22 protein-coding genes are annotated in these 23,627 nt (G+C 71.5%); 9 read left to right on the top strand and 13 right to left on the bottom strand.

Annotation, left to right across the window (positions count from 1 at the left end; genetic code table 11):
* Positions 1–154 precede the first annotated feature (154 nt).
* The 3 genes from AB4030_RS15660 (at position 155) to AB4030_RS15650 (ending at position 3,034) form a co-directional block, all read left to right on the top strand.
* Complete coding sequence (locus AB4030_RS15660; protein WP_442280136.1) at positions 155–331, top strand: DUF6104 family protein; 177 nt, start codon at positions 155–157, stop codon at positions 329–331.
* Between the two features lie 4 nt (positions 332–335).
* Positions 336–1,184, top strand: a complete 849-nt coding sequence (locus AB4030_RS15655) for a GDSL-type esterase/lipase family protein (RefSeq protein WP_442280135.1) — start codon at positions 336–338, stop codon at positions 1,182–1,184.
* A 155-nt stretch (positions 1,185–1,339) separates the two neighbouring features.
* Positions 1,340–3,034 carry a SulP family inorganic anion transporter gene (locus AB4030_RS15650; RefSeq protein ID WP_442280134.1) on the top strand — a complete coding sequence of 565 codons (1,695 nt, stop codon included), beginning with the start codon at positions 1,340–1,342 and terminating at the stop codon, positions 3,032–3,034.
* A gap of 26 nt (positions 3,035–3,060) precedes the next feature.
* Here AB4030_RS15650 and AB4030_RS15645 read toward each other — a convergent pair whose 3' ends face one another.
* On the bottom strand, positions 3,061–3,525 hold the full coding sequence (locus tag AB4030_RS15645) for a hypothetical protein (protein ID WP_442280133.1): 465 nt from the start codon (positions 3,523–3,525) through the stop codon (positions 3,061–3,063).
* Between the two features lie 346 nt (positions 3,526–3,871).
* Here AB4030_RS15645 and AB4030_RS15640 point away from each other — a divergent pair, with 346 nt between their 5' ends.
* Entirely contained in the window at positions 3,872–4,120 is a 249-nt protein-coding gene (locus tag AB4030_RS15640) for a WhiB family transcriptional regulator (RefSeq protein WP_442280132.1), read from the top strand.
* A gap of 131 nt (positions 4,121–4,251) precedes the next feature.
* On the opposite strand, the gene AB4030_RS15635 is transcribed toward AB4030_RS15640, so the two are convergent.
* Together AB4030_RS15635 and AB4030_RS15630 are read right to left on the bottom strand one after the other, a co-directional pair.
* Positions 4,252–5,739, bottom strand: a complete 1,488-nt coding sequence (locus tag AB4030_RS15635; protein WP_442280131.1) for a sensor histidine kinase — start codon at positions 5,737–5,739, stop codon at positions 4,252–4,254.
* Between the two features lie 67 nt (positions 5,740–5,806).
* A complete protein-coding gene (locus AB4030_RS15630) occupies positions 5,807–10,921 on the bottom strand; it encodes an NAD-glutamate dehydrogenase (protein ID WP_442280130.1) in 5,115 nt (1,704 codons plus the stop codon).
* Between the two features lie 213 nt (positions 10,922–11,134).
* Here AB4030_RS15630 and AB4030_RS15625 point away from each other — a divergent pair, with 213 nt between their 5' ends.
* The 3 genes from AB4030_RS15625 to AB4030_RS15615 all read left to right on the top strand — a co-directional run bounded on the left by AB4030_RS15625 (position 11,135) and on the right by AB4030_RS15615 (position 12,493).
* Positions 11,135–11,440 carry a hypothetical protein gene (locus AB4030_RS15625; RefSeq protein ID WP_442280129.1) on the top strand — a complete coding sequence of 102 codons (306 nt, stop codon included), beginning with the start codon at positions 11,135–11,137 and terminating at the stop codon, positions 11,438–11,440.
* Complete coding sequence (locus AB4030_RS15620; RefSeq protein ID WP_442280128.1) at positions 11,437–11,928, top strand: hypothetical protein; 492 nt, start codon at positions 11,437–11,439, stop codon at positions 11,926–11,928. Before AB4030_RS15625 ends, AB4030_RS15620 begins: the two co-directional genes overlap by 4 nt.
* A gap of 67 nt (positions 11,929–11,995) precedes the next feature.
* Positions 11,996–12,493, top strand: a complete 498-nt coding sequence (locus AB4030_RS15615; RefSeq protein ID WP_442280127.1) for a DUF2505 domain-containing protein — start codon at positions 11,996–11,998, stop codon at positions 12,491–12,493.
* A gap of 106 nt (positions 12,494–12,599) precedes the next feature.
* On the opposite strand, the gene pruA is transcribed toward AB4030_RS15615, so the two are convergent.
* The 8 genes from pruA to AB4030_RS15575 all read right to left on the bottom strand — a co-directional run bounded on the left by pruA (position 12,600) and on the right by AB4030_RS15575 (position 19,769).
* Positions 12,600–14,243: an L-glutamate gamma-semialdehyde dehydrogenase gene (gene pruA, locus AB4030_RS15610; RefSeq protein ID WP_442280126.1), complete on the bottom strand. Its 1,644-nt coding sequence runs from the start codon at positions 14,241–14,243 to the stop codon at positions 12,600–12,602.
* A 35-nt stretch (positions 14,244–14,278) separates the two neighbouring features.
* Positions 14,279–14,677, bottom strand: coding sequence for a DUF4870 domain-containing protein (locus tag AB4030_RS15605; protein ID WP_442280125.1), 399 nt, complete (start codon positions 14,675–14,677; stop codon positions 14,279–14,281).
* A gap of 159 nt (positions 14,678–14,836) precedes the next feature.
* Entirely contained in the window at positions 14,837–15,550 is a 714-nt protein-coding gene (locus AB4030_RS15600) for an SGNH/GDSL hydrolase family protein (protein ID WP_442280124.1), read from the bottom strand.
* 60 nt (positions 15,551–15,610) lie between these two features.
* A complete protein-coding gene (locus tag AB4030_RS15595) occupies positions 15,611–16,612 on the bottom strand; it encodes an alpha/beta fold hydrolase (RefSeq protein WP_442280123.1) in 1,002 nt (333 codons plus the stop codon).
* 100 nt (positions 16,613–16,712) lie between these two features.
* Positions 16,713–17,315 carry a TetR/AcrR family transcriptional regulator gene (locus AB4030_RS15590; protein ID WP_442280122.1) on the bottom strand — a complete coding sequence of 201 codons (603 nt, stop codon included), beginning with the start codon at positions 17,313–17,315 and terminating at the stop codon, positions 16,713–16,715.
* 60 nt (positions 17,316–17,375) lie between these two features.
* A complete protein-coding gene (locus AB4030_RS15585; RefSeq protein ID WP_442280121.1) occupies positions 17,376–17,894 on the bottom strand; it encodes an NUDIX hydrolase in 519 nt (172 codons plus the stop codon).
* A gap of 13 nt (positions 17,895–17,907) precedes the next feature.
* Positions 17,908–18,348, bottom strand: a complete 441-nt coding sequence (locus AB4030_RS15580) for a DUF6912 family protein (RefSeq protein ID WP_442280120.1) — start codon at positions 18,346–18,348, stop codon at positions 17,908–17,910.
* Positions 18,348–19,769 (bottom strand): WS/DGAT/MGAT family O-acyltransferase, encoded by a 1,422-nt coding sequence (locus AB4030_RS15575; protein WP_442280119.1) that lies wholly within the window; start codon positions 19,767–19,769, stop codon positions 18,348–18,350. The genes AB4030_RS15580 and AB4030_RS15575 overlap by 1 nt, the downstream gene beginning before the upstream one ends.
* Before the next feature lie 40 nt (positions 19,770–19,809).
* On the opposite strand from AB4030_RS15575, the gene AB4030_RS15570 reads away from it, so the two are divergent.
* A complete protein-coding gene (locus AB4030_RS15570; RefSeq protein WP_442280118.1) occupies positions 19,810–20,040 on the top strand; it encodes a hypothetical protein in 231 nt (76 codons plus the stop codon).
* 2 nt (positions 20,041–20,042) lie between these two features.
* Positions 20,043–21,377, top strand: a complete 1,335-nt coding sequence (locus tag AB4030_RS15565; RefSeq protein ID WP_442280117.1) for a hypothetical protein — start codon at positions 20,043–20,045, stop codon at positions 21,375–21,377.
* 33 nt (positions 21,378–21,410) lie between these two features.
* Here AB4030_RS15565 and AB4030_RS15560 read toward each other — a convergent pair whose 3' ends face one another.
* Together AB4030_RS15560 and AB4030_RS15555 are read right to left on the bottom strand one after the other, a co-directional pair.
* Positions 21,411–22,904 (bottom strand): AAA family ATPase, encoded by a 1,494-nt coding sequence (locus AB4030_RS15560; protein ID WP_442280116.1) that lies wholly within the window; start codon positions 22,902–22,904, stop codon positions 21,411–21,413.
* The gene (locus AB4030_RS15555) at positions 22,901–23,566 is read right to left on the bottom strand and encodes a hypothetical protein (RefSeq protein ID WP_442280115.1); all 666 of its coding nucleotides are present in this window, start codon (positions 23,564–23,566) and stop codon (positions 22,901–22,903) included. The genes AB4030_RS15560 and AB4030_RS15555 overlap by 4 nt, the downstream gene beginning before the upstream one ends.
* Between the last annotated feature and the right edge of the window lie 61 nt (positions 23,567–23,627).

The raw sequence follows: 23,627 nt of genomic DNA, 5'->3' as shown, positions 1-23,627 counted from the left end.
CCGGTGCAGCGAGGGACCCCGCCACGTCGGCGGGGTCCCTCGCTGCATCCCCAGCTGAGGGCATACGCCCGCGACGGTCTCCCCCGACCAGATCGGACCGACGTCCTCGGCCCGCCTGCGCAAGCCCCGCCCCTGCACGCGATAGCCTCCCAAGGTGTACTTCACCGACAGGGGCATCGAGGAGCTGGCGACCCGGCGCGGCGAGGAGCAGGTCACCATCGAGTGGCTTGCCGAGCAGCTGCGCACGTTCGTCGACCTCAACCCCGAGTTCGAGGTGCCGGTCGAGCGACTCGCGACGTGGCTCGCCCGACTGGACGACGACGAGGACTGAGCACGTGAGCGACCGCAGCGACCGAGGCGACACCGCCGACACGGACACCGACGCGCCGAGGGAGCCCTACGGCGTGGGGCCGGCCTACCCGTCGTCCCACACCCGGTTCACCACCGACAACCCGGCGCGGTATGCCGGTGCACCCGCTCCCGAGCCGGCGGCGCCGGGTGCGCCTGCCACTGCCTCGCACGGACCGACGTCCGCAGCCGCGGCGGACGACCCCTACTACACGCCCAGTGCCGAGTTCACGGTCGCCGAGGGCGTCCGCGACGTCGGCATGGTCTTCATCGGCGGCTCCTTGACGGCCGGCTACGGCGACCCCAAGGGCTTGGGCTGGGTCGGTCGTGTGGTCGCCCGCACGCAGCACCCCGACCTCGACCTGACGGCCTACAACCTCGGGGTCCGCGGCGACACGTCCGGCGACGTCGTGGCGCGGTGGGGCGCCGAGTGCCACCCCCGCTGGAAGGGGCGCTCGGAGCGCCGCCTCGTGCTCAGCGTGGGCACCAACGACGTGCTGACGGGCATGACGATGGCCCGCTCGCGGCTCAACCTCGCCAACGTCCTCGACGAGGCGACCAACGCGGGCATCGGCGTCTTCGTCGTCGGGCTGACACCGACCCTCGACGCCGAGATGAACCGCAAGATCGAGGCCTTGGCCGAGGCGCAGGCCGACGTCTGCTCACGCCGGGGCATCACCTATGTCGACTGCTACCGCCCGCTGGCCACCCATGACCAGTGGATGGCCGACCTCGCGGCGAGCCCCGACCGGGCGCACCCGGGACAGGCGGGCTACGGCCTCATCGCCTGGCTCGTGCTCCACAACGGCTGGAACGACTGGCTCTCCCTCAGCTGACGCCTTCCGGGTCGGCCGCCCGCCGCCACCTCGGCTGAGGCGTCCGCGGTCATGAGGACACCTCGCACTTCACCCTCCACGGGTGGCGACTCTCCGTGCTGCCACGATGCCTACTGGTTCTGGGCAGACTGCTGCCGACGATGGAGGTGGTGCCGATGGCGGTGATCCCCGTACCTCCGGCGCTGCGCGCGTACCGGATGACGTGGCTCCGGTCCGACGTCCTGGCCGGCGTGACACTGGCTGCCGTCGCGATCCCGGAGACGATGGGCTACACGTCCATCGCCCGGGTGCCCGTGGTCACCGGTCTCTACACGATCCTGTTCCCCGCCCTGGCCTTCGCCCTGCTGGGCTCCTCGAGGCTCCTGGTGGTCGGAGCCGACTCGGCGACGGCTGCGATCCTCGCCTCGGGCCTGGCCGCGATGGGGATCGCCGGTCTGGTACCTGACACACCGCAGTGGCTGGCCCTGACGTCCCTCACGGCGCTCGTCTGCGGAGCGCTCCTCCTCCTCGCCCGGCTGCTGCGCCTGGGGTTCCTGGGAGACTTCCTGTCCGCGTCGGTGCTCATCGGCTTCCTCACCGGCGTCGGCATCCAGGTGTTCACCGGACAGATCCCGGACATGCTGGGCATCTCGAAGGGCAGCGGGAACTGGTTCGAGCAGCAGTGGTACACGCTGACCCATCTCGGCGGAACGAGCCTGCCGACCCTGGCGTTCGCGATCGGCACCCTGGCGCTGATCCTGGGATTCAGGAGGTTCGCACGGGCGGTGCCGGGCGCCATCGTGGCCGTGGTGCTGTCGATCATCGTGTCGGCGTCGCTGCAGATGTCCACTCACGGGGTGGCGGTCGTCGGGACCGTTCAGGGTGGCTTCCCGCCGATCGGGCTGCCCCAGGGCGTCGGCTGGTCCGACATCCCCGTTCTCGCGGGGGTCGCCTTCTCGTGCTTCGTGCTCATCATCGCCCAGAGCGCGGCCACGTCGCGGAGCTTCGCGTCGCGGCACGGCGAGCAAGTCGACGTCAACCAGGACCTCGTCGGGCTGAGCGGCGCGAACGTCGCGGCGGGCCTCACCGGCACCTTCGTCGTCAACGGGAGCCCCACCAAGACCCAGATCCTCGACGGCCAGCACGGCAAGTCGCAGGTCGCCAACATGACGATGGCGGTCGTCGTCCTCGTAGTCCTGCTCTTCCTCACCGGTGCCCTCACCGACATGCCCAAAGCGGTGCTGGGGGCCATCGTCTTCCTCATCGGCGTCGACCTCGTCGACGTAGCCGGTCTCCGCCGCGTCTGGGCCGCCCGACGCAGCGAGTTCTACGTTGCGGTCATCACCGCCGTCACCGTCTTCGCCGTCGGCGTGGAGCAGGGCATCGTCCTCGCCGTCGTGCTGTCTCTCGTCGAGATGGTCCGGCGCCAGTACCGGCCCCACCAGTTCGTGGTCAGTGTCACCCGGGACGGCAAGGAGACGTATGCGCGCGCCGAGCCCGGCATGCAGAGCTCACCCGGCCTCCTCGTGTTCCGCTTCGACGCAGACCTGTTCTACGCCAACGCGAACCAGTTCTCCGAGAACGTGCAGAAGCTCATCTCGAGTGCGCCCGATCCGGTGTCGTGGTTGATCCTGGACTGCTCGTCGATCCCGGACGTCGACTTCTCCGCCGGGGCCGCCCTCAAGGACCTGGTGAAGTTCGTCCAGACCCGCGGCGCGACCTTCGCCCTGGCCGCGGCGGACCCGAACCTGCGCGCGACCTTGTCGACCCTCGGCGTGCTGGACGAGCTCCCGGCGAATGTCGTCTTCGACTCCGTGGAGGATGCCGTGGACGCCTTCCGCTCGGCCAGGGGCGCGGAGGCGGCCGGGTGACCGCCTCGGGGGCAGCCGTCCCCGGATCAGGCGGGAGCCCCTCCCCCGTGACGACCGTCTCCGTCCCCACTGCCGTCCCCACTGCTGTCCCCACTGCCGTCCCCGTGGCCACGGCGGCCGGGAGCTGACACGGCAGCGGCGATGCTCGCCACCGCGATGACTCCCACCGCGAGCGCGAGCGGGGTGCGGTCGGACTCGTGCAGCGACCACGCCACGGGCAGCAGGAGCGCGTTCCAGAGCACCGTGGGGGTCCGCGGCCAGTCCGCCGCACGCGCCCAGCCCCGAGCCAGGGCGAGCAGTCCGAGGCCGAAGACGAGGATGAGCACGCCGGAGGTGGCTGCACGGGCCAGGTCGTCTGTGGCGCCCGTCACCATCTCGTAGACGTAGAAGAGGGCGAAGCCCAGGACGGCCACGGCCTCGACGAGCGTGAGCAGCCCTGCCGCACGGTGGGATCCGCGCACGGTGCGGGCCGGGGACGTCGATTCGGTCACGTCCTCAGCCTATCGATCGCGCCGCGAGGGGCGTCTGGGCCGGGGTTCGGCGCCACCCGCGGCCCTGAGGTATGGAACTGGGAGCCGACTGCCGATAGACTCAATCCTTGGTGTGATCCGCGGCCTAGGCGTTGAACACGGACATGGTTGCTGTTCACACTGGATCATGGCCCGCAACGCGTACGGAACATCTTCGTGCGCGTTTCCGTTGGTCAGGGAGTCATCCCCTGTGACCTGACGACACCATGACTTGGCTCCGACAACGACGCTGGCGCCCCGAGCACATGCACCGCGACCGACACCCGGACGTCGGTGCCGAACCGACATACATGAAGGAGCACGCCACATGGATTGGCGCGACCGCGCTGCCTGCCTGGAGGCCGATCCGGAGCTGTTCTTCCCCATCGGGAACACCGGCCCGGCCATCCTGCAGATCGAGGAGGCGAAGGCTGTGTGCCGGACCTGTTCGGTCATCGACACCTGCCTCAAGTGGGCCCTCGAGACCGGCCAGGATGCCGGCGTGTGGGGCGGCCTCTCCGAGGACGAACGCCGAGCCCTGAAGCGCCGCAACGCGCGGGCCCGTCGCGCCGGCTGAGCCCCTGACGAGGCCCGAGAGGCCCCGCTCGACCACCGTCCGCGAGCCCGGTGACCGTCACGGTCGCCGGGCTTTTGGGTGCCCGCGTATGCCGTCTGGTTGCCCTTGGGTGGGGGCCGTCCGGCACCGCGTCAGCTGATGGGGCGCAGTCGCGCGGTGAACCGGGCCCGGGTGCCGTGCGGGACGACGGGCTCCCACGTGATGCGGCCCTGGAGGTCGCCGACGAGCGACTGGACGATCTGGGTCCCCAGTCCCGAGCCCGGCCGGCGGGCCGGGTCGATGCCCTTGCCGTCGTCCTCGACCGAGACGACGACCGTCGGCTGACCCCGGTCGTCCGCCGCGCGCTCGATGCCGATCCGGACCTCTCCCCCGGCGGCGCCGAGACCGTGCTCGATGGCGTTCTGGACGAGCTCGCTCATGATCATCGCGAGAGACGTCGCGTCCTCGGCCCGCAGCCTCCCGAACGAGCCCTGCGTGACGGTGTGGACCGGGGCCCCGTTGGCCGAGACCTCGACGACGGCATTGAGCCCACGCTGTGCGATCGTGTCGAAGTCGACGGTCTCGTCGAAGCCCTGGCTCAGCTGGTCGTGGACCATGGCGATCGTCCCGACCCGGCGCTCGGCCTCGGCGAGCGCAGCCTTGGCCTCGCCGTCGGGAAGCCGACGTGACTGCAGGCGCAGCAGGGCAGCCACCGACTGGAGGTTGTTCTTGACGCGGTGGTGGATCTCGCGGATCGTCGCGTCCTTGGTCAGGAGCTCGCGCTCACGACGCCGCAGCTCGCCGACGTCACGCAGCAGCACGATGGCGCCGAACCGCTGGCCGGCCTCGGTGAGGGGGATCGCCCGCATCGAGACGGTGGTCCCGGCTGCGACGACCTCGGTGCGCCAGGGTTGGCGACCGGTCACGACGAGCGGCAGCCCCTCGTCGACCGGGAAGGACTCGCGGAGGTTGTCGGTGACGATCTGCGCCAGGCTCGCCCCCACCACCTCACCGAGGTGCCCGAGGCGGTGGAGGGCCGAGACGGCATTCGGGCTCGCGTACGTCACGATCCCGTCGACATCGAGGCGGATGACGCCGTCACCGACGCGCGGCGCGCCACGGCGCAGACCGGTCGGGGCTCCCCCGTGCGGGTACTCCCCACCCGTCACCATCCGGCAGAGGGCATCGGCCGTGGCGAGGTAGGTCAGCTCCAAACGACTCGGCGTGCGGGTTGTCCACAGGTTGGTGTGACGCGTCATCACCGCGACGACGTGGCCACCGCGAACTACCGGGATGTACTCCTCGCGAACCGCCTGGTCCGGGCCCTGCTCATGGGGCACGACGACCTGACGCACGCGCAGGATGCGCTGCTCGGCGGCGGCCTCGTCGAGCAGGTCGCGCGTGCGCCCGGGATCCGCCACCCGGCCGACCTGGTCGTCGACGAAGACGAGCTGGCCGGTCGTCGGGCGTACGTGGGCGACGGCTTCCCATTGCTCGCTGGTGGACCGGACCCACAGGACGAGGTCGGCGAACGAGAGGTCGGCGACGAGCTGCCAGTCACCGACGAGCAGATGCAGCCACTCCACGTCGTGGTCGGGCAGGGTCGTGCGCCCGCGTAGGAGCTCGCTCAGGGTTGCCACGCCTCGAGCCTAGTGAGCCACACCGCGGCGTCCGGCCCGCACCCCGGACCGGACGGCGGGTGGACGTCTAGGCCGACTTCTTGGGCGCCGCCTTCTTCGATGGCGCCTTCTTGGTTGCCACCTTCGTGGTCGCCTTCCGGGGCGCCGCCTTCCGGGTTGCCGACTTCGCGGCGGCAGCCTTCGTCGGCGTCCCGGCCGTGGCCGGCGCCTTCTTCTTCGCGGCGGCCTTCGCGGCGGCCTTCGTCATGGGAGCCTCGTCGCCGGTGGCCGATGCCACCTCGACCGGGGACGCCAGGCCGGAGGCCGCCGGCTTCGTCACGGTACGCAGCGTGCGCAGGGCGACCGAGAGTGCGGCGATGCCGGCGTGGCTCATCCGCTCGATCCCCCCGAGCGCCCCCTTCGCCCGACCGAGCGCGTCGGCGTTGAGGTCGGACCACTCGGCGAGCCGGGTCGCGGCGTCGTGGCGTGCGTTGCTGACCTCGAGCACCGAGCGCGTCAGGGTCTCGAGCACCGCGTAGAGGTCGTCGCGCAGCGCGCCGCGGGCCATGGCGTCCCACCGGTCGTCGCGGGGCAGCATCGTGACCCGCGTCAGCATCGCATCGATCGAGAACGTCTCGGAGGTCAGGAAGTAGACCCCGACGACGTCGTCGAGCTTCTCCCCCGTGTCCTCCGCGATCTCGATGCAGTCGAGCAAGGAGTAGAGGTCGAGCAGGGACGCCGCCCCGAGCGACAGCTCCTCGGGGACACCCTTGCCCTCGAGCTCTCGGGCACGGCGCTGCAGACGGGTCCGCTCGCTGCCCTGGAGCAGCTCACCGATGCGACCGGAGAACGCCTCGATGCCGGGGCGGAAGCGCGCCACCTCTGCCGCGATGTCGAGCGAGGCGGGACGTGAAGTGAGGAACCAGCGCACCGAGCGGTCGATGAGCCGACGGAACTCCAGGTAGAGCGCCGTCTGCGCCGCGGTGCTGACGACGTTGTCGGTGGCCTCCACGCGGCGCACGAAGCCGGCGAGGTCGAACACCTCACGACAGACGACGTACGCGCGGGCGACCTGTTCGGGGGACGCGCCCGTCTCCTCGCCGGCCCGGTAGGCGAAGGTGATGCCGCCACGGTTGACCATCGAGTTCGCCACGGCGTTGGTGATGATCTCCCGACGCAGCGGGTGCGCCGCGATCTCGGCGGCGTACTTGGTGCGCAACGGCTTCGGGAAGTACTCGGCCAGTGTCGCCGCGAACCAGGGGTCGTCGGGCAGCGACGTCGTGATGAGCTGGTTCTTGAGGTAGAGCTTCGCGTAGGCGACGAGCACCGAGAACTCCGGCGAGGTCAGCCCGAGTCCTTCCTTCTGACGGCGCGCGATCTCGGCGTCGCTCGGGAGGAACTCGAGCGAGCGGTCGAGGTCACCCTCAGCCTCGAGGAACTGGATGAGCCGCTCGTGGACGCCGAGCATCCCGTGCTGCTGCGCGCGCGCGTTGCCGAGCAGGACGTTCTGCTCGTAGTTGTCGCGCAGCACCTGCTCGGCGACCTCGTCGGTCATCGAGGCGAGGAGGGCGTTGCGGCGCTTCGTCGTCAACTCGCCCGAGCGGGTCAGCTCGGTGAGCAGGATCTTGATGTTGACCTCGTGGTCGGAGGTGTCGACGCCGGCGCTGTTGTCGATGGCGTCGGTGTTGATGCGCACGCCCGCGAGCGCCGCCTCGATCCGGCCGAGCTGGCTCGCCCCGAGGTTGCCGCCCTCGCCGACGACCTTGCAGCGCAGGTCCCTGCCGTTGACGCGGATGGAGTCGTTGGCGCGGTCGCCGATCTCGGAGTTGGTCTCGCCGGCGGCCTTGACGTAGGTGCCGATGCCGCCGTTCCAGAGCAGGTCGACCGGGGCGAGGAGGATCGCCTTCATCAGGTCGGCAGGCGTCATCGACTTCGTGCCGGCGCGCAGGCCGAGGGCCGCGACCATCTGGGGGCTGACGGGGACGGACTTGGCCGACCGCGGGAAGATGCCACCGCCCTGGCTGATGAGCGTCTCGTCGTAGTCGGCCCAGGACGACCCCGGCAAGTCGAACATCCGCCGGCGCTCGGCATACGACGTGGCAGCGTCGGGGGTGGGGTCGACGAAGATGTGGCGGTGGTCGAAGGCCGCGACGAGGCGGATGTGCTCGGACAGGAGCATGCCATTGCCGAAGACGTCGCCGCTCATGTCCCCGACGCCGACGACCGTGAACTCCTGGGTCTGCGTGTCGAGGCCGAGCTCGCGGAAGTGGCGCTTGACCGACTCCCAGGCGCCGCGGGCGGTGATGCCCATGCCCTTGTGGTCGTAGCCGGCCGAGCCGCCGGACGCGAAGGCGTCGTCGAGCCAGAAGCCGTAGTCGCTCGACAGGCCGTTGGCGATGTCGGAGAACTTCGCCGTGCCCTTGTCCGCGGCGACGACGAGGTACGTGTCGTCCTCGTCGTGGCGCACGACCCGGTTGGGCGGGACGGCCTGGCCCGACACGAGGTTGTCGGTGAGGTCGAGGAGCCCGGAGATGAAGAGCTTGTAGGACGCGATGCCCTCGTCCATCCAGGCGGCGCGGTCGACGGCCGGGTCGGGCAGCTGCTTGGCGTAGAAGCCGCCCTTGCTGCCCGTCGGCACGATGACGGCGTTCTTGACCATCTGGGCCTTGACGAGCCCGAGGACCTCGGTGCGGAAGTCCTCGCGCCGGTCGGACCAGCGCAGGCCACCGCGGGCGACCTTGCCGAACCTAAGGTGCACGCCCTCGACGCGGGGGCTGTAGACCCAGATCTCGTACATCGGTCGCGGCGCCGGCAGGTCGGGCACCTTCTTGGGGTCGAGCTTGAGCGAGACGTACGCCTTGTCGTGGCCGTTCTCGTCGGGCTGGTAGAAGTTCGTGCGCAGGCTCGCCTGGATGACGCCGAGCAGCCCTCGGACGATGCGGTCGTGGTCCAAACTGGCGACGTCGTCGAGCGCCTCCTTGAGGCCCGTGACGATGTGCTTCTGGCGCGACGCTCGCTTGTCGCGGCCCGCGGCGGTGTCGGGGAACGCGTCGGGGTCGAAGCGCGCCTCGAAGAGCTCGACGAGGCTGCGGGCGATCCCGGTGTTGGCGGCGAGGGCCGACTCGACGTAGTCCTGCGAGAAGGTCGAGCCGGTCTGGCGGAGGTACTTCGCGACGGTGCGCAGGATGACGACCTGGCGCCAGGTGAGCCCGGCCGCGAGCACGAGGGCGTTGAAGCCGTCGGACTCGGCACGGCCGTCCCAGACCGCGCGGAAGGCCTCCTCGAAGCGCTCACGGACGTCGCTCGCGAGGGCAGCGTCACCGGAGCCCCACGTCTGCGCGTCGGCACACAGGCCGAAGTCGAAGATGTGCAGGGTGCGACCGTCGGGACCGGGCACCTCGTAGGGGCGTTCGTCGGTGACCTCGACGCCGAGGTGCGTGAAGAGGGGCAGCACCTGGGTCAGTGACAGGTCGGCGCGTCGGTAGAGCTTGAAGCGCCGCTCGCGCGGGTCGTCGGACGCGGGATCGTCGTAGAGGTGCAGCCCGGTCGTGCGGTCGCCCTCGCCCAGCGCGTCGATGCGGTCAAGGTCGTCGACCGCCGTCGCGATGTCGAAGTCCTCCTTGTACGCCTCGGGCAGGGCCTTCGCGTAGGCCGCCATCGTCCGCGCCGCTCCCTCGAGGCCCCGCGCCTCGCCGAGCGCGTCGGAGAGGTCCTCGTCCCAGGTGCGGGTCGCGTCGATGACGCGCTGCTCGAGGGCCGCCTCGTCCACGTCGGGGATGTCGGCGCCCGTCGGCATACGCACGACGAAGTGCAGGCGGGCGAGCGTGGACTCGCTGACGCGCGTCGTGTTGTCGATGTTCTCGCCGCCGAAGGCCTCGAGCAGGATGGCCTCGATGCGCAGCCGCACGGTCGTGTTGTAGCGGTCGCGCGGGAGGTAGACGAGGCACGAGACGAAACGGCCGAACTCGTCGCGGCGCAGGAAGAGCTTGGTCTTGCGGCGCTCCTGCAGGTGCAGCACGCTCGTCGCGATCTCGGCGAGCTGCGCCGAGCTCGTCTGGAAGAGCTCGTCGCGCGGGTAGGTCTCGAGGATCTGGAGGATGTCCTTGCCCGAGTGGCTGTCGGCGCTGAGGCCGGTCAGGCGGAGCACCTCCTGGGCGCGCACGTCGAGCAGCGGGATGTCGTGGATCGTGTCGTTGTAGGCCGCCGAGGCGTAGAGGCCGAGGAAGCGCTGCTCGCCCACGCACTCACCGCGGGCGTCGAAGCGCTTGATCGAGATGTAGTCGAGGTAGACGTCGCGGTGGACCGTCGCGCGCGAGTTGGCCTTGGTGATGATGAGGATGGTGGAGTCGCGAGCGGCCCGGCTGGCAGCCGGCGTGAGCACCAGTCCCTTTCCAGCAGAAGGCCGGTCGTAGCGCAGCAGGCCGAGCCCCGTGCCGGGGACCTGTCGCGAGACGTCCTTGCCGTCCTCGTGCGTGAGGGAGTACTCCCGGTAGCCGAGGAAGGTGAAGTTGTTGTGGGCGAGCCACTCGAGGAAGCGGCCGGCCTCCCGCGCATGGTGCGGGTCGGTGCCGGGCGGTGTCGCCGAACGCAGCTCGCTCGCGATGGTGAGCGCGTGGGCCCGCATCTTGGGCCAGTCCTCGACCGAGTCGCGGACGTTCTCGAGCACGTGGCGCACGTGGGCCTCGACATCGGGCAGCGCGTCGCCCGGCAGCCGGTCGATCTCGAGGTGCATCCAGGACTCGCGGACGAGCCCCACCGAGCTCGACTGGACCGTGGTGGACCCGTCGGTGACGACCGACCGGAGCGCTCCGGTGATGTCGCGGGCCACCGTCATCTGCGGGTGGACGATGAGGTGCACGCCCCGGTCGAAGCCGCCCAGGGCCGCCACGACGGAGTCGACGAGGAAGGGCATGTCGTCGACGACGATCTGCACGACGGAGTGGCTCGTCGACCACCCCTCGTCCTCGGCCGTCGGGTTGAAGACCCGCACGTTGAACGTGCCGACCGGACGCTGCTGGGCGAAGGCACGATGCTCGGTGGCGATCGTCGCGAGCTCACGCGCCGGGCGAGCCAGCAGGTCCTCGGTCGCGACGAGACGGTAGTAGGCGCGGAGGAACTCCTCCATGTCGCCGGGGCCGTTCCCGCCGGATCGGCCCCGTCCCCGTCGAGGCGGAGGCGCCACGGCCGCGGCTGCGGCCTTCATGACGTCGATTCGAGACTGTTCGAGTGACGCTGACATGCGGTAGTCGGATTCCTCACCGTGCGGCCCGTGCGGCGACACGTCGCTGTGCCCCGCATCTCACGATGTGAGCCTATCCCCGACCGACCGTGCGCCAGAACCGGCCCGCCGGACACGGGGCCGGCTCCCGGTGGAGAACTCCGAGGTGACGGAGGGCACAGTCCCTAGAGTGGTGCCATGACCGAGGGGAGCCCGGCGGGCGCTGCGGACCCAGCGACCCTCCGGGCGCTGGTGACCGCCCGCTCCACGACGCGGACGATGTCCGACGACCTCCTGACGCACCTGCCCGACCTCGGCGACCTGCCCACGCAGCGTGCCCTCGACGCGTGGGTCGAGCAGGCGGCCGACACCCTGCGGGCCCTGTCGGAGGCGCTCGAGGAACGTCTCCTCGAGCTCGGATCGATGCGCAGCCACTCCGCGGACGACGACGGGTTCGTCTCGGGCACACCGGGATCGGCCACCCGGGCGGGTGGTCCGCGGTGAGCCTCTCGGCCGGGGACGCCGGGTCGACCTCGGCTCTCGGTGGCGCCCTGCGCACGCAAGCGGCCCGGTTGGCCGACCTCGTCGTCGACCTCGACGCGGCCGCGAGGCGCGTGGGACGCACCGGCTCGCCAGACCCCACCGGACGCGAGCGCGACCTCGTGACACGTGCCGCCACCGAGCTCGACCTCGTCGGAGCCCTGCTCCAGTCGTGGACCACCACCGCCGTGGAGTCGGCAGCCCGTGTCCGCGCCCTCGAGCCGGCGCTCACGCGCTGCGACCTCGTCATCGACGGACAGCTCGTCGTCGAGCGCTCGGGCCCGAGCCGGGTCGAGCCCGCCGAGAGGCTGGCCGAACGCGAGCGCCTCCAGGAGCTGCTCAACCGCGTGACCGCCGGGCGCTCGCGCGAGCTCGCCCGGCTGCGCCGCGAGCTGGAGACGTCCGGAACGAGGCTGGCAGCCCTGTCTGACCGAGCCCGCTCCGGCCTCTGAGCGGACGCCGACCCGGCCGGCGGACACCTCCTGATCGTGCAGGTCGCGGTGCAATAGCGTGTCGGCCATGAAGATCTCCGAGACGATCACGTATGCCGCCCCGCCCGAGACCGTCTACGCCATGGTCACCGACCGTTCCTTCCAGGAGCGCAAGTGCGTCGAGGCCGGCGCGCAGCGCCACGAGGCCTCGGTCAGCCCCGCCGGCGACGGCGCCCGCGTCGTCACGAAGCGCGACCTGCCTGCCGACGACTTGCCGGACTTCGCGAAGTCCATCGTGGGCCCCAACCTGTCGGTGACGGAGACCTACGACTGGGGCGCAGCCACTGCCGACGGGTCGCGCTCGGGCAGCCTCACGGTCGAGGTGGCCGGCGCCCCGGTCGCCATGCGCGGGGCGGTCCGACTCGCGGCAGCGGGCAGCGGCACGCAGATCACCATCGACGGCGACCTCAAGGCCTCGATCCCGCTCTTCGGCGGCAAGGTCGAGAAGGCTGCGGCCCCGGCCGTCGTCGACGCGATCCGCAGCGAACAGCGCACCGGTAACGCCTGGCTGTCCGAGCGGGCCTGACCCACGCGGCTGACTCACCGGGCCGCGCCCCTCGCGGCGCACGCCGACACGACGCTGGGCCCGCCTCCTGACGGAGACGGGCCCAGCGGCATACGCCCTCGGGGACTCAGCCCATGTGCGGGTAGGCGTGGTTGGTCGGCGGGACGAACGTCTCCTTGATGGAGCGGACACTCGTCCAGCGGAGCAGGTTCTGCGCGGCGCCGGCCTTGTCGTTGGTGCCGGAGGCACGGCCCCCACCGAAGGGCTGCTGGCCGACGACCGCACCGGTCGGCTTGTCGTTGATGTAGAAGTTGCCGGCGGCGAAGCGCAGGCGCTTCGTCGCGTCGGCGATGACTCGACGGTCCTGGGCGATGATGGAGCCGGTCAGACCGTACGGGGCGAAGCGCTCCATCTGGTCGAGCACCGTGTCGTACTGCGCGTCGGGGAAGACGTGCACCGACAGGATCGGCCCGAAGTACTCGGTGCGGAACGACTCGTCCGCCGCGTCCTTGATCTCGAGGACGGTGGGGCGCACGAAGTAGCCGACGGAGTCGTCGTAGGTGCCGCCCGCGACGACGTCGATGCCACGGCTCGCATGCGCCCGGTCGATCGCGTCCTTGTGCTTGGCGAAGGCGCGGTCGTCGATGACCGCACCCATGAAGTTCGACAGGTCGGTCACGTCCCCCTGCGTCAGGGAGTTGGTGATGTCGACGAGGTCGCCCTTGATCTGCTTCCAGACCGAGGCCGGCACGTAGGCGCGCGAGGCGGCCGAGCACTTCTGGCCCTGGAACTCGAAGGCGCCGCGGATCATCGCGGTGCGCAGGACGGCCGGGTCGGCGCTCGGGTGGGCGAGGATGAAGTCCTTGCCGCCGGTCTCGCCGACGAGACGCGGGTAGGTGCGGTAGCGCTCGAGGTTCGTGCCCACCTCGTGCCACAGGTGCTTGAACGTCGGCGTCGAGCCGGTGAAGTGGATGCCGGCGAGGTCCTCGTCGGCGAGGGCGGCCTTGCTGACGTTGATGCCGTCGCCGGTCACCATGTTGATGACACCGGGCGGCATGCCGGCCTCCTCGAGCAGCTCCAAGGTCAGCTGGGCCGCAAGCTGCTGCGTCGGGCTCGGCTTCCACACGACGGTGTTGCCCATGAGCGCCGGGGCGGTCGGCAGGTTGCCGGCGATGGCGGTGAAGTTGAACGGCGTGATCGCGTAGACGAAGCCCTCGAGCGAGCGGTAGTCCGAGCGGTTCCAGATGCCCTTGGCGTTGAGCGGGGGCTGCTGCTCGAGGATCTGCCGGGCGAAGTGCACGTTGATCCGCCAGAAGTCGATGAGCTCGCACGCGGCGTCGATCTCGGCCTGGTAGGCCGTCTTGCTCTGGCCGAGCATCGTCGCTGCGTTGAGGCGGGCGCGCCACGGTCCCGAGAGCAGCTCGGCAGCCTTGAGCAGGATGGCGGCGCGGTCGTCGAAGGACAGCTCGCGCCACATCGGGGCGGCGGCCTTGGCCGCCTCGACGGCGGCCCGGCCCTCCTTGACGGTGGCGTTGCGCATCGTGCCCAGCACCTTGCGGTGGGCGTGCGGCTGGCGGACCGCGATCCGGCGGCCGGTGCCGATGACACGCTCACCGTTGATCGTGTGCGGCAGCTCGGTCTGGGCCCCGCCCAGCTCGGCGAGGGCGACCTCGAGCGCGGCTCGCTCGGGCGAGCCCGGCGCGTAGTCGAGCACCGGCTCGTTGGCCGGGGCGGGCACGTCCTCGTGGGCGGAGCCACCCCATCGTTCCATGCCGACCGCAGTGCCCGTCAGTCCCGCTGACGCCGTCAGTGCAGGACCGGGATGCCCCAGGGGTAGCGGAAGGACTCACCGCGGTTGGCGGCCAAGGCGGCCCGGATGTGGAACCACAGCCCGGCCACGACGGCGACGAGCCACACGATGATGGCGACCGGGATGAGGATCACGGTGAAGAACATGATCCAGCCGACGATGATGGCGGCCCAGACGGCCAGGTTGAAGTTGAAGGACCCTGCGGCGGCCTGGCGCACGAACGCGCTGCGGTCCTTGTAGATGGCCCAGATGAGCAGCGGGCCCACGAAGCTGAGCCAGCCCACGGAGATGACGGCGGCGACGATGGCGGCGAGGTGGCCGAGGATGGCCCACGTGCGTTCCTCGCTCGACGGTGTGAGGGACTGGCCGTACGGGTTCGGGATCGGTTGTGTCATGACGCCATCGTCGCGCGTCCGGGGTCTCCTGCGCTGCCGGGGAGCACCCTGATCCGACCCTGACCGGTCCCTGACCCCAGACGACCGGAGCCGAGGCGGGGCCAGGGGCGTGCCGCGCCACGGGGCGGGGGGGTCGTATGCCGCCTCGTGGGCCGTTCGTCAGGCGCGGGTGCCCACGGCGTCGTCGACGTGGAGCGAGCAGACGGGGCTGTCCGCGTCCGCGATGCCGAGCGTCGACAGGAGCGTGAGCGTCAGCTCGTGGTGACCACGCGCGCCGGGGTGGAACGTGTCGGCGAGCCACCCGCCGGGGGCGACGTCGTCACCGGACTCGGTCGCAGCGGCGTCCCACGCGGCGGCGTGGTCGACGACGAGGACACCGAGATCGCGGCCGACCTCGCGCACCGCCTCGGCGTAGAGGGCGACGAGGCCGGGCCCGCGGCCACCGTCCTCGAGCACCGCCGGGGGCGTCTGGAGCACGACCGTGGCGCCGACGTCGCGCGAGCGCTGGACGATCTGGTCGAGGCGGTAACGGAAGCCGCGGACCCCGTCCTCACCGGCCAGCATGTCGTTGGTGCCGAACATCACGAAGACGACATCGGGCGCGAACCGTCCTGCGCGCCAATGGAACTCCGGCAGGAGGTCCTCGGTCGTCGCGCCGGACACGCCGGAGTTGACGACGGTGTCACCGCGTCGTCCGAGCTCACCGCGGACGCGCTCGGCGAAGTGCTCGACGTAGCCGCGGTGTCCGTGCGTGTGGGTGACCCCCTGCGTGATGCTGTCGCCGAGGAACACCCAGGTGACAGGCGGCCCCGAGAGGATCTCCCGGAGGCGGTCGGCATCGCGGGCGGCGTACTCGTCAGCGGTGAAGTCCATCCGCGCAACGTAACAAGGGTTGGCGCGCCGGCGACTGCCCCGGACCAGTCCGTGGGACGGTCAGGCCGCCCCGGCGCGGTACCCGGCACCGCCGACGGCCTCGTCGGACCCTGCCTCTGACGTCAAGGGCTGCGGTCGATCCTCGCCATGGAGGCTCGGCTCCACGGGCAGTCGGTCGACGAACCGTGCCACCGCTCCCCCGACCGCGGCGTCGGCGAGCACCCGCCGATGACCCAGCCCGGTCGTCGACACCAGCTGGGCCCCCGGCCAGGACCTCCGCAGACGCCGGGACGGTCCGTGCGGCACCTCGCGGTCGAGCAGGTCGTGGACGATGAGCAGCTCCGGCCGCTCGTGCTCCGCGAGGGTGGACGCGATCGTCACGAGGTCGAGCTCGTCGGGGACGTAGCCGGTGCGGACACGGACGCGCTCGACCAGTCGTCGCATGGTCCGCTCCCCCAGGCCCAGCTCGCTCCTCAGCCTGGCAAGCAGGTCGGGTATGCCGCTCGGCGGGGCGACGAGCACGAGACGCTCGGCCGCGAGCCAGCCGTCACGGATCGCCAGGAGCGCGCTCAGGGCGCCCATCGAGTGCGCGACGACGGCTCTCGCCGGGCCGAAGCGCGTCGCGACAGCGTCGAGCGACCGGCCGAGCTCGACAGCGTCACTCGAAGCCGGACCGTGGACGCCCGGGTCCGAGCGGCCGTGGCTGAGACCGTCGAAGGCGATCACCTGCATCCCGCGGTCGAGCAGAGGCCCGACGAGCGGCGTCAGCTGCTCGAGCGTCCCGCCCCAGCCGTGCACGAGGTAGACCACCGGTCCCTCGCCCCATGCCCATCCTCGGACAGCGCGGCCGCGGAGCCGAACCTCGAACGGCGATCCGAGCAGCTCCCGGACAGCCACGCCGGCGCCGGGCACGAGGGCCCGGGTGCGCGCCGCGGGCAGACGGAACCAGCGATCCTCGGCCACACGCGCGACGACGCCGGGCGCGACAGGGTCCAGGGCTTGGAGCGCCTTGCGGCTAAGAGTCCGAACGATCGTGCTTTTCTGTGATGAGAACCGTGCCATGACAACTCCTGCATCGGCGGTGGCGGGTGGGGACTGGCTGGGTGAGCTTGGTGCACAGAGTGGGTGGGTGCGACGGTCGATCCGCGCTCGAGGCCGTGGGTCAGGCCGACAGCGCGGCGGGGTGACAGTCGTCGACGAGCCGGTCGAACGCCCGGCGTGCACGCTCCTCGGCCGTGCCGTCGCGCATCAGCCGACGGGCGTGGTGGTGGGCGAGCACGATGCCCTCGAGCTCGTAGGCGAACTGCTCGGGGTCCACATCGTCGCGGAAGTGACCTTCGCTCACAGCGGTGCCGACGATGAGGGTCAGGGACTCGAGCTTGTCGCGCTCGGCGCGGACGAGCGCGTCACGCACGGGGCCCTCCTGGTCGTCGAACTCACTTGCCGCGTCGACGAAGATGCACCCCCCGCCGAACGCGGTGGACTGCCATGTGATCCAGCGGTCGAAGAACGCACGGACCCGGGGCTCCCCCCGGGGCGCCGCCACCGTCGGCCGCAGGACGACGTCGGTGAACTTGTCACGGGCGTGCTGGAGCACCTCCACCTGCAACGCCTCCTTTGAGGCGAAGTGGGCGTAGAGGCCGCTCTTGCTCAGCTTCGTCGCCGCGGCCAGGGTGCCGATCGTCAGACCACCGAGCCCGACGAGCGAGGCGAGCTCGGTCGCCTCGTCGAGGATCGCGACCTTCGTGCTCTCGCCCTTGCCCATGTCGACCATAAAAGCACGATCGTTCGGTCGTGACAAGAGTCGGACAAAGGCAGGCGCCCGTCAGGCCCCGTCCGCGTGCCACGACCGCAGCGTCTTCGACCACACGGCGACGCTGTCGGGCACCAGGGTGTCGGACTCCTCGTCGAGGCGCCGTACGAGCTCTTCGAGCGTGACCCACTCGCCCCACGACACCTCCTCGGGCTGCCACCGGATCGGCCCCTCCCACGTGACGACGAAGCGCACCGCCCGGTAGCTCGTGTGCTCGTCGGCGTAGTCCGCCACACCGAGCGGCTCGAGCGGAACCCCGACGACGCCGAGCTCCTCCTCGACCTCGCGCACCGCGCCGGCGGCGGGGTCCTCCCCCGCCAAGACGACGCCGCCGGCCGCGAAGTCGAGCAGACCCGGATAGACGTCCTTGGTCTCCGTTCGGTGGTGCAGGTAGATCCGGCCGAACGGGTCCCGCACGACGATCGACGACGCCGCGTGGCGCAGGTTGCGGGCCCGCATGACCGACCGCGGTGCCGACCCCACCACCTCGCCGGCCTCGTCGTAGAGGGCGACCACCTCGTCCGCGGCCATGTCGGGCCCGCTCTCAGCCGAAGAAGGATCGCACGTCGTCGAGCTCGGTCACGTCGTACCAGAGCAGCTCGTCGGCCTCCTCGTCGACGCCACCGGTCACCTCGTCGTCGACGTGGAAGGAGGCCACCCGTGAGAGCGGCACCGGTGCGGTGAGCACGACCTTCGACACGGGCACGCCGTCGCTCGGCGACACCCACGAGGGATCGGCGTCCGCGGCCGCGACGACCCGGCGGTCGGAGCGCGCCGACCGCAGGCGGACCGCAGCCTCGACGGCATCGCTGAAGGCGGCGTACTCGAGGTCCTCGACGTCGAGACCCGGCGCGGCCTTCTCGAGCCGGGACGTCACGGCATACGCAGTGCGTGGGGTGCCGGGACCGGCAGCGAGCGACCCCGTGGTGGCGAGCTCGTCCAGGCCCGTGCGACCCAGCGGCACGTAGACGCGCACGACCGGCATCAGGATTCCCTCCCGCTGGCCAGCTCGGCGAGCGACTCGACGATGCACTGGCCGAGGACGTCGACGTCGGGCATCGCGTCGCGGTCGGCGTTGAGGCCGAAGTAGACGCCCCCGTTGTAGGACGTGATGCCGATGGAGAGTGCCTGCCCCTTGGCCAGCGGCGTGACGGGATAGGTCGAGATCATCTCGGCGTCGCCCGCGTAGAGCGGGGTCTGCGGGCCGGGCACGTTGGTGATCATGACGTTGTAGAGCCGGCGCGACATCGCCGAGCCGAGCCGGGCGCCGAGGGCGTGCAGGGTCGGCGGCGCGAACCCGGCGAGGTTGGCCAGCGACGTGGCACCGACGGCCTGGCCGCCCTCCATCTGCTGTCGCATGGCAAAGGCGATCTGGTGCAGCCGCATCGAGGCCCCCGGCTCACCGACGGGGAGGTTGACGACGCACGCCATCACCTGGTTGGCGTACATCCCCGCGGGGTCGTCGCCGTAGATGCTCACGGGCACCATGGCGCGCACCGAGGTGTGCGGGCTCACGGGCTCGCCACGGCCGAGCAGCCACGCGCGGAAGCCGCCGGCGATCGTCGCGAGGACGACGTCGTTGATCGTCACGTCCTCGGCGTACGCCCCGCGGGCCAGGCGCTTGCGGACGAGGCGGTAGTCGTCGAGGTCGGTCGCGATCATGACCCACCGGCGGGCCGAGCCGATCTCGGCGTTGAGGGGCGAGTCGGGAGCCGGGCGGGCGGCCGTGCGCGCCACCGTGGAGAGCACCTGACCGGCGGACTCCGCGGCACGCAACCCGACGTTGAGGGCGTCGTTGAGTCCCCCGCGGACGAGGTCGAGGACCTGGGTCGGACGCCGCACCGCGTCGACGACGGCGCCCGTGAGCAGCTCGACGGGTGACGGCGCCCGGCTCGGCTCCCACGGCGCCACGACGTCGTCGAGGTCCTCGCCCTTGACGGCGTCGACGATGACGTGGGCGATGTCCAGGGCGTTGACGCCGTCGATGAGGGCGTGGTGCGTCTTGGTGACGATCGCGAACCGGCCGTCGTGCAGGCCCTCGACGAGGTAGACCTCCCACAGCGGACGGGTGCGGTCGAGCTTGCGCGGCTGGACCCGGGCGACGAAGTCCTGCAGCTGCCGGTCGCTGCCCGGACGCGGCAGGCCCGCCCGGCGCACGTGGTAGCCCAGGTCGAACGCCTCGTCGTCGACCCACACCGGGTTGGCGATGCGTCCCGGGACGTCGAGGACCTTCTGCCGGAAGCGCGGGATCGCCCCGATGCGGCTCTCGATGATCCGCACGAGCTGGTCGTAGTCGAAGCCCTCGCGCGGCGGCTGGAACACCATGACCGACCCGACGTGCATCGCCGTGGTCGACTCCTCGAGGTAGAGGAACGACGCGTCGAGCGAGGTCAGGCGGTCAGACATGGTCACACTCTGCCAGACCGCCCTGCCTAGGATCGGGGCCATGCGTGCGTTTCGTGCCCTTCCGTATGCCGTGTGCTCCCTCGGCTCGACGCTCGAGCTCGTCGTGACGAGCGACCACGACGACGAGCTGCACGCCCACGGTTTCGACGTCGAGGAGTCCCTCAAGGCCGGCGTGCCGACGACGCTGAGGCTGACCGGCAAGGAGGCCGGCTCCTACGAGATCGAGACGCACGACCCGGCCCTGACGCTGCTCACGGTCGCCGTCCGCTGACCGTGGCCCTCCTCGCTCCTGCGGTCGCCCCGGCCCACGGCGTCGGCAGCCGCAGCGACCTGCCGCTGCCGTTCACGGCCCTCGTCATCGCGGCCGTCGCGGCCCTGGTCATCTCGTTCGTCGCCATCGGCACGCTGTGGCGCGAGCCGCGTCTGCGCGACACCGACGGCTGGCTGCTGCCGGCCCCGATCGCCGCCGTGCTCGACTCACACTGGCTCCGCGTCGTGGCCCGCACGCTCGCGGCCGTCCTCACCGTGTGGACGCTCGCCGCGCTCGTCCTCGGCCTCGACTCGGCGCGCAACCCGGTGCCGCACGTCGTCTACGTGTGGCTCTGGGTCGGTCTCGCCTTCTCCTCGATGCTCCTCGGGCCCGTGTGGCGCGTCATCAACCCGCTCCGGGTGCTGCACGCCGGGCTGCTCCGGCTCGCCCGCGTCCCACCGGACATCGCGGCGCTGCGCTACCGCTGGGGCCTGTGGCCGGCCGCGGTCGGGCTCGGCACCTTCACGTGGGTCGAGCTCGTCGCCGAGGAGAACACGTCCCTGGGCTTCCTCCAGTTCCTCGTGGCCGGCTACTTCGCCGTGTCGCTGCTCGGTGCCGCCGTCTTCGGCCGCACGTGGTTCGACCAGGCCGACCCCTTCGAGGTGTGGTCCCGCCTGCTCGGCCTGCTCTCGCCCCTCGGGCGGCGTCGCGACGGCCGGTGGGTGCTTCGCACTCCGCTGCACGGCGTCAACGGCCTGCGAGGCCAGCGTGGGCTCGTGCCCACGGTCGCCGTCATGCTCGGCGGCACGGCATACGACGGCTTCTCTGCGAACCTGTCATGGGCGACCTTCGTGCAGACCTCGCCCATCCCCTCGTCGCTGCTCAAGACGGCGACGCTGCTCGCCTTCTTCGGGCTGGTGGCCGGGACGCTGTGGATGGCCTCGGCGGTGTCCGTCCGACTCTCCGGCGAGCCCTTCTCCCACTCCTTCTCCTTCGTCAGCGACATCGCGCCGTCGCTGATCCCGATCGCCGGGGGTTACCTCGTCGCGCACTACTGGTCGCTGTGGGTCTACCAGGGCCAGTACGCGTGGCGCCTGTTGACCGACCCGCTCGGAACCGGCGCGGACCTGCTCGGCACCGCCGACCTCACCCCGAGCGACCTGCTCATCCAGCCGACACTCGTCGCGACGATCCAGGCGGTGAGCATCGTCCTCGGTCACCTCCTGGGCGTCCTCGCCGCCCACGAGCGCGCGATCACGGTGCTCGACCGCCGCGCCGCCGTGGTCGGTCAGGTGCCGGTCATGGCCGTCATGATCGTCTACACCCTGGGCGGCCTGACGATCCTCTTCTCCCCCTGACCCCGACGTCGCGCTCAGGCTCCGACGTCGCTCTCAGGCCCCGGCGACGGCCGAGGACCCGCGACGCAAGAGTCGGCGGCCCCGCCGTTCGCGGCGGTCACGGCGCTGCCCGGCAGGGACGGTCCACGGGAGCAGCGCGGTGGCGAGGTCGGCGACGGCATCGATGACCGGGGAGTCAGGTGCGTGCTCGACGAGCGAGCGCCCGGCGAGGAGGGCCCCGTCGAGCGCTCCGGGGTCGTCGGGCACGAAGCGCACCGAGGTCAGTCCGGCGAAGCGCAGGAGCGAGTCGGCGATGCGCGACTCCGGCCTGGACCCGACGGCGACGCTGCGGACCCGGTTGACGACCGGCGCCGGCTCTCCTGACGGGACGGTGCCGAGCTCCTGCAGGCCCCGGACGAATCGTTGGAGCGCCACCGGGTCGGCTCCACTGACGGCCACGACGTGGTCGGACGCCGCGAGGGAGGTCAGCGTCGCCTCGTTGCGGCGCGGAGCGACGGTGTCATAGCTCAGCTCCTCGTCGTCCTCGAGGCAGAAGCCGCAGTCGACCACGACGACCTGCACCAGCGACCGGCTCAGCTCGAGCACCCGCTCGAGGGCGGCCGCGCGGACCTCGGGCCAGCGCTCGGCCTTGGGCAGGCCGGTCAGCACCCGCAGGCCGGGGACGACCGTGGGCGCGATGCGCGAGAGGGCGGGCAGGTCGAGCAGACCCTGGTCGGCCGCGCGGCAGGCGGCGGCGATCCCGGGCGCCTCGTCGAGCAGCCCCAGGGTCTGCGCCACACAGCCGCCGTAGGTGTCCGCATCGATGAGCAGCACCTCGATGCCACGGCGCGCGACCTCCGCGGCCAGCGTCGTCGCGATCGTCGTGCGCCCGGGGGCGCCGGTGGGTCCCCACACGGCGACGACGGGCGCCCGGGCCGGGCCGCGACGTGAGCTCGCCGCAGGGCTCTCGCCGCCGACACCCTCTACGGGCCGGGCAGCATCGGCAGCCCCGTCGCCATCGCCGGGCGAGGGTCGGTCACCCGCACCGGCGGGGAGCCATCCCGGGCCGGGGTCGGCAGCCTCGCGGCCGTCCCCGAGGGCCCGCAGGTCCCCCCGTGACCCGGTTGCCCCCTTGGCGCCCGGCTCGGAGGGCTCCGACGGTCCGGACGCCTGGAGCGCAGCCTCGAGCTCGTCGACGGCGCTGGGACCCTCCTCGAGAGACGTCGTCCACCGGCCGGCATCCGCGTCGACCGGCAGGGTGGTCGTCACGGTGAGCTGGCGCAACCTCCGCTCGGCGCCCTCGTCGTCGGCGGGGTGGACGCCGATGACGCGGATCCGGTTGGCCCGCAAGCGGTTCACGACAGCCAGGTCGAGCCCGCGCAGGTCGGAGGAGACGACGGCGGTGTCGCCCAGACCCGCCTCGGCCACGGACAACAGCTCGGAGACGTCGGCGCAGCGCCGGCTCACCGTGACCCCGCGCACACCCTCGAGGGTCGTGGCCACCGCCGACTCCCACTGGTGGCTGAGGGCGGTCAGGACCTCGGTCATGCTCCGCCGCCGACAGCCGCCCCCACCGCCGGCACCAGGGTGAGCTTCGCGTCGGCGTCCACCGCCTCGACGAGCGGCTGCACCTTGTCGGAGGGGACGTAGATCTGCACCGAGGTCATCGAGCCCGAGCCGAAGCCACCGGTGCTCGTCAGCACCGCCGCCACAGCAGCGGACTCGAGGACCTTCTTCGTGCGCATCGTCGTGGCAGCGTCGCTCTGGGTCGACGTCTTCGGCGTGACGAAGACGTCGACGCGGCTGCCACGGGCCAGTCCCGTCGTCGACATGGCGTCGGCCCGCACGGTCACCCGCTGCACGTCGACGCTGTCGGCGCCACCGACGGCCGAGGCGGGCACCAGCTCGCCAGCACGCACGTCGCGGAGCATGAACGAGCCCGTCGGGGGCGGCGCGTCGGCGGCGAGGTAGCCGTTCATGCCGTCGGCGAGGCGCACGTCGGCACGGGCGAAGGACGCCTCCTCGACCTTGTCACCCGCAACGAGGTTGCTCGCGGCCACCCACACCGGCACCCGGTCGTCGGCGCTGGCGACGGCCTTGGCTCCGAGGGTCGCGGCGACGACGACGAGGAGCAGCCCCACGACGAGGCGGCTGTCGCGCCAGGACGGTCGCTGCAAGCGTTTGGCGCTGGGACGGGCCAGCTCGGTCATGGGACCCCCTGTGGTCCGTAGGTGGATGTGCGCCTCGATGCAGACACCGGGCGACGCGGCA

Source organism: Terrabacter sp. 2YAF2 (assembly GCF_052114705.1).
GTDB lineage: Bacteria > Actinomycetota > Actinomycetes > Actinomycetales > Dermatophilaceae > Terrabacter.
Note: the sequence above shows the minus strand (reverse complement) of the source record. Positions and strands in the feature narration are given on the sequence as shown.

Coding starts and splice junctions, on each gene's coding strand:
- AB4030_RS15650 (WP_442280134.1), top strand. CDS start 1,340: ATGGCGGTGATCCCCGTACCTCCGGCGCTGCGCGCGTACCGGATGACG.
- AB4030_RS15630 (WP_442280130.1), bottom strand. CDS start 10,921: ATGAAGGCCGCAGCCGCGGCCGTGGCGCCTCCGCCTCGACGGGGACGG.
- AB4030_RS15580 (WP_442280120.1), bottom strand. CDS start 18,348: ATGCCGGTCGTGCGCGTCTACGTGCCGCTGGGTCGCACGGGCCTGGAC.
- AB4030_RS15590 (WP_442280122.1), bottom strand. CDS start 17,315: ATGGGCAAGGGCGAGAGCACGAAGGTCGCGATCCTCGACGAGGCGACC.
- AB4030_RS15570 (WP_442280118.1), top strand. CDS start 19,810: ATGCGTGCGTTTCGTGCCCTTCCGTATGCCGTGTGCTCCCTCGGCTCG.
- AB4030_RS15560 (WP_442280116.1), bottom strand. CDS start 22,904: ATGACCGAGGTCCTGACCGCCCTCAGCCACCAGTGGGAGTCGGCGGTG.
- AB4030_RS15585 (WP_442280121.1), bottom strand. CDS start 17,894: ATGGCCGCGGACGAGGTGGTCGCCCTCTACGACGAGGCCGGCGAGGTG.
- AB4030_RS15600 (WP_442280124.1), bottom strand. CDS start 15,550: ATGGACTTCACCGCTGACGAGTACGCCGCCCGCGATGCCGACCGCCTC.
- AB4030_RS15640 (WP_442280132.1), top strand. CDS start 3,872: ATGGATTGGCGCGACCGCGCTGCCTGCCTGGAGGCCGATCCGGAGCTG.
- AB4030_RS15595 (WP_442280123.1), bottom strand. CDS start 16,612: ATGGCACGGTTCTCATCACAGAAAAGCACGATCGTTCGGACTCTTAGC.
- AB4030_RS15615 (WP_442280127.1), top strand. CDS start 11,996: ATGAAGATCTCCGAGACGATCACGTATGCCGCCCCGCCCGAGACCGTC.
- AB4030_RS15605 (WP_442280125.1), bottom strand. CDS start 14,677: ATGACACAACCGATCCCGAACCCGTACGGCCAGTCCCTCACACCGTCG.
- pruA (WP_442280126.1), bottom strand. CDS start 14,243: ATGGAACGATGGGGTGGCTCCGCCCACGAGGACGTGCCCGCCCCGGCC.
- AB4030_RS15625 (WP_442280129.1), top strand. CDS start 11,135: ATGACCGAGGGGAGCCCGGCGGGCGCTGCGGACCCAGCGACCCTCCGG.
- AB4030_RS15575 (WP_442280119.1), bottom strand. CDS start 19,769: ATGTCTGACCGCCTGACCTCGCTCGACGCGTCGTTCCTCTACCTCGAG.
- AB4030_RS15555 (WP_442280115.1), bottom strand. CDS start 23,566: ATGACCGAGCTGGCCCGTCCCAGCGCCAAACGCTTGCAGCGACCGTCC.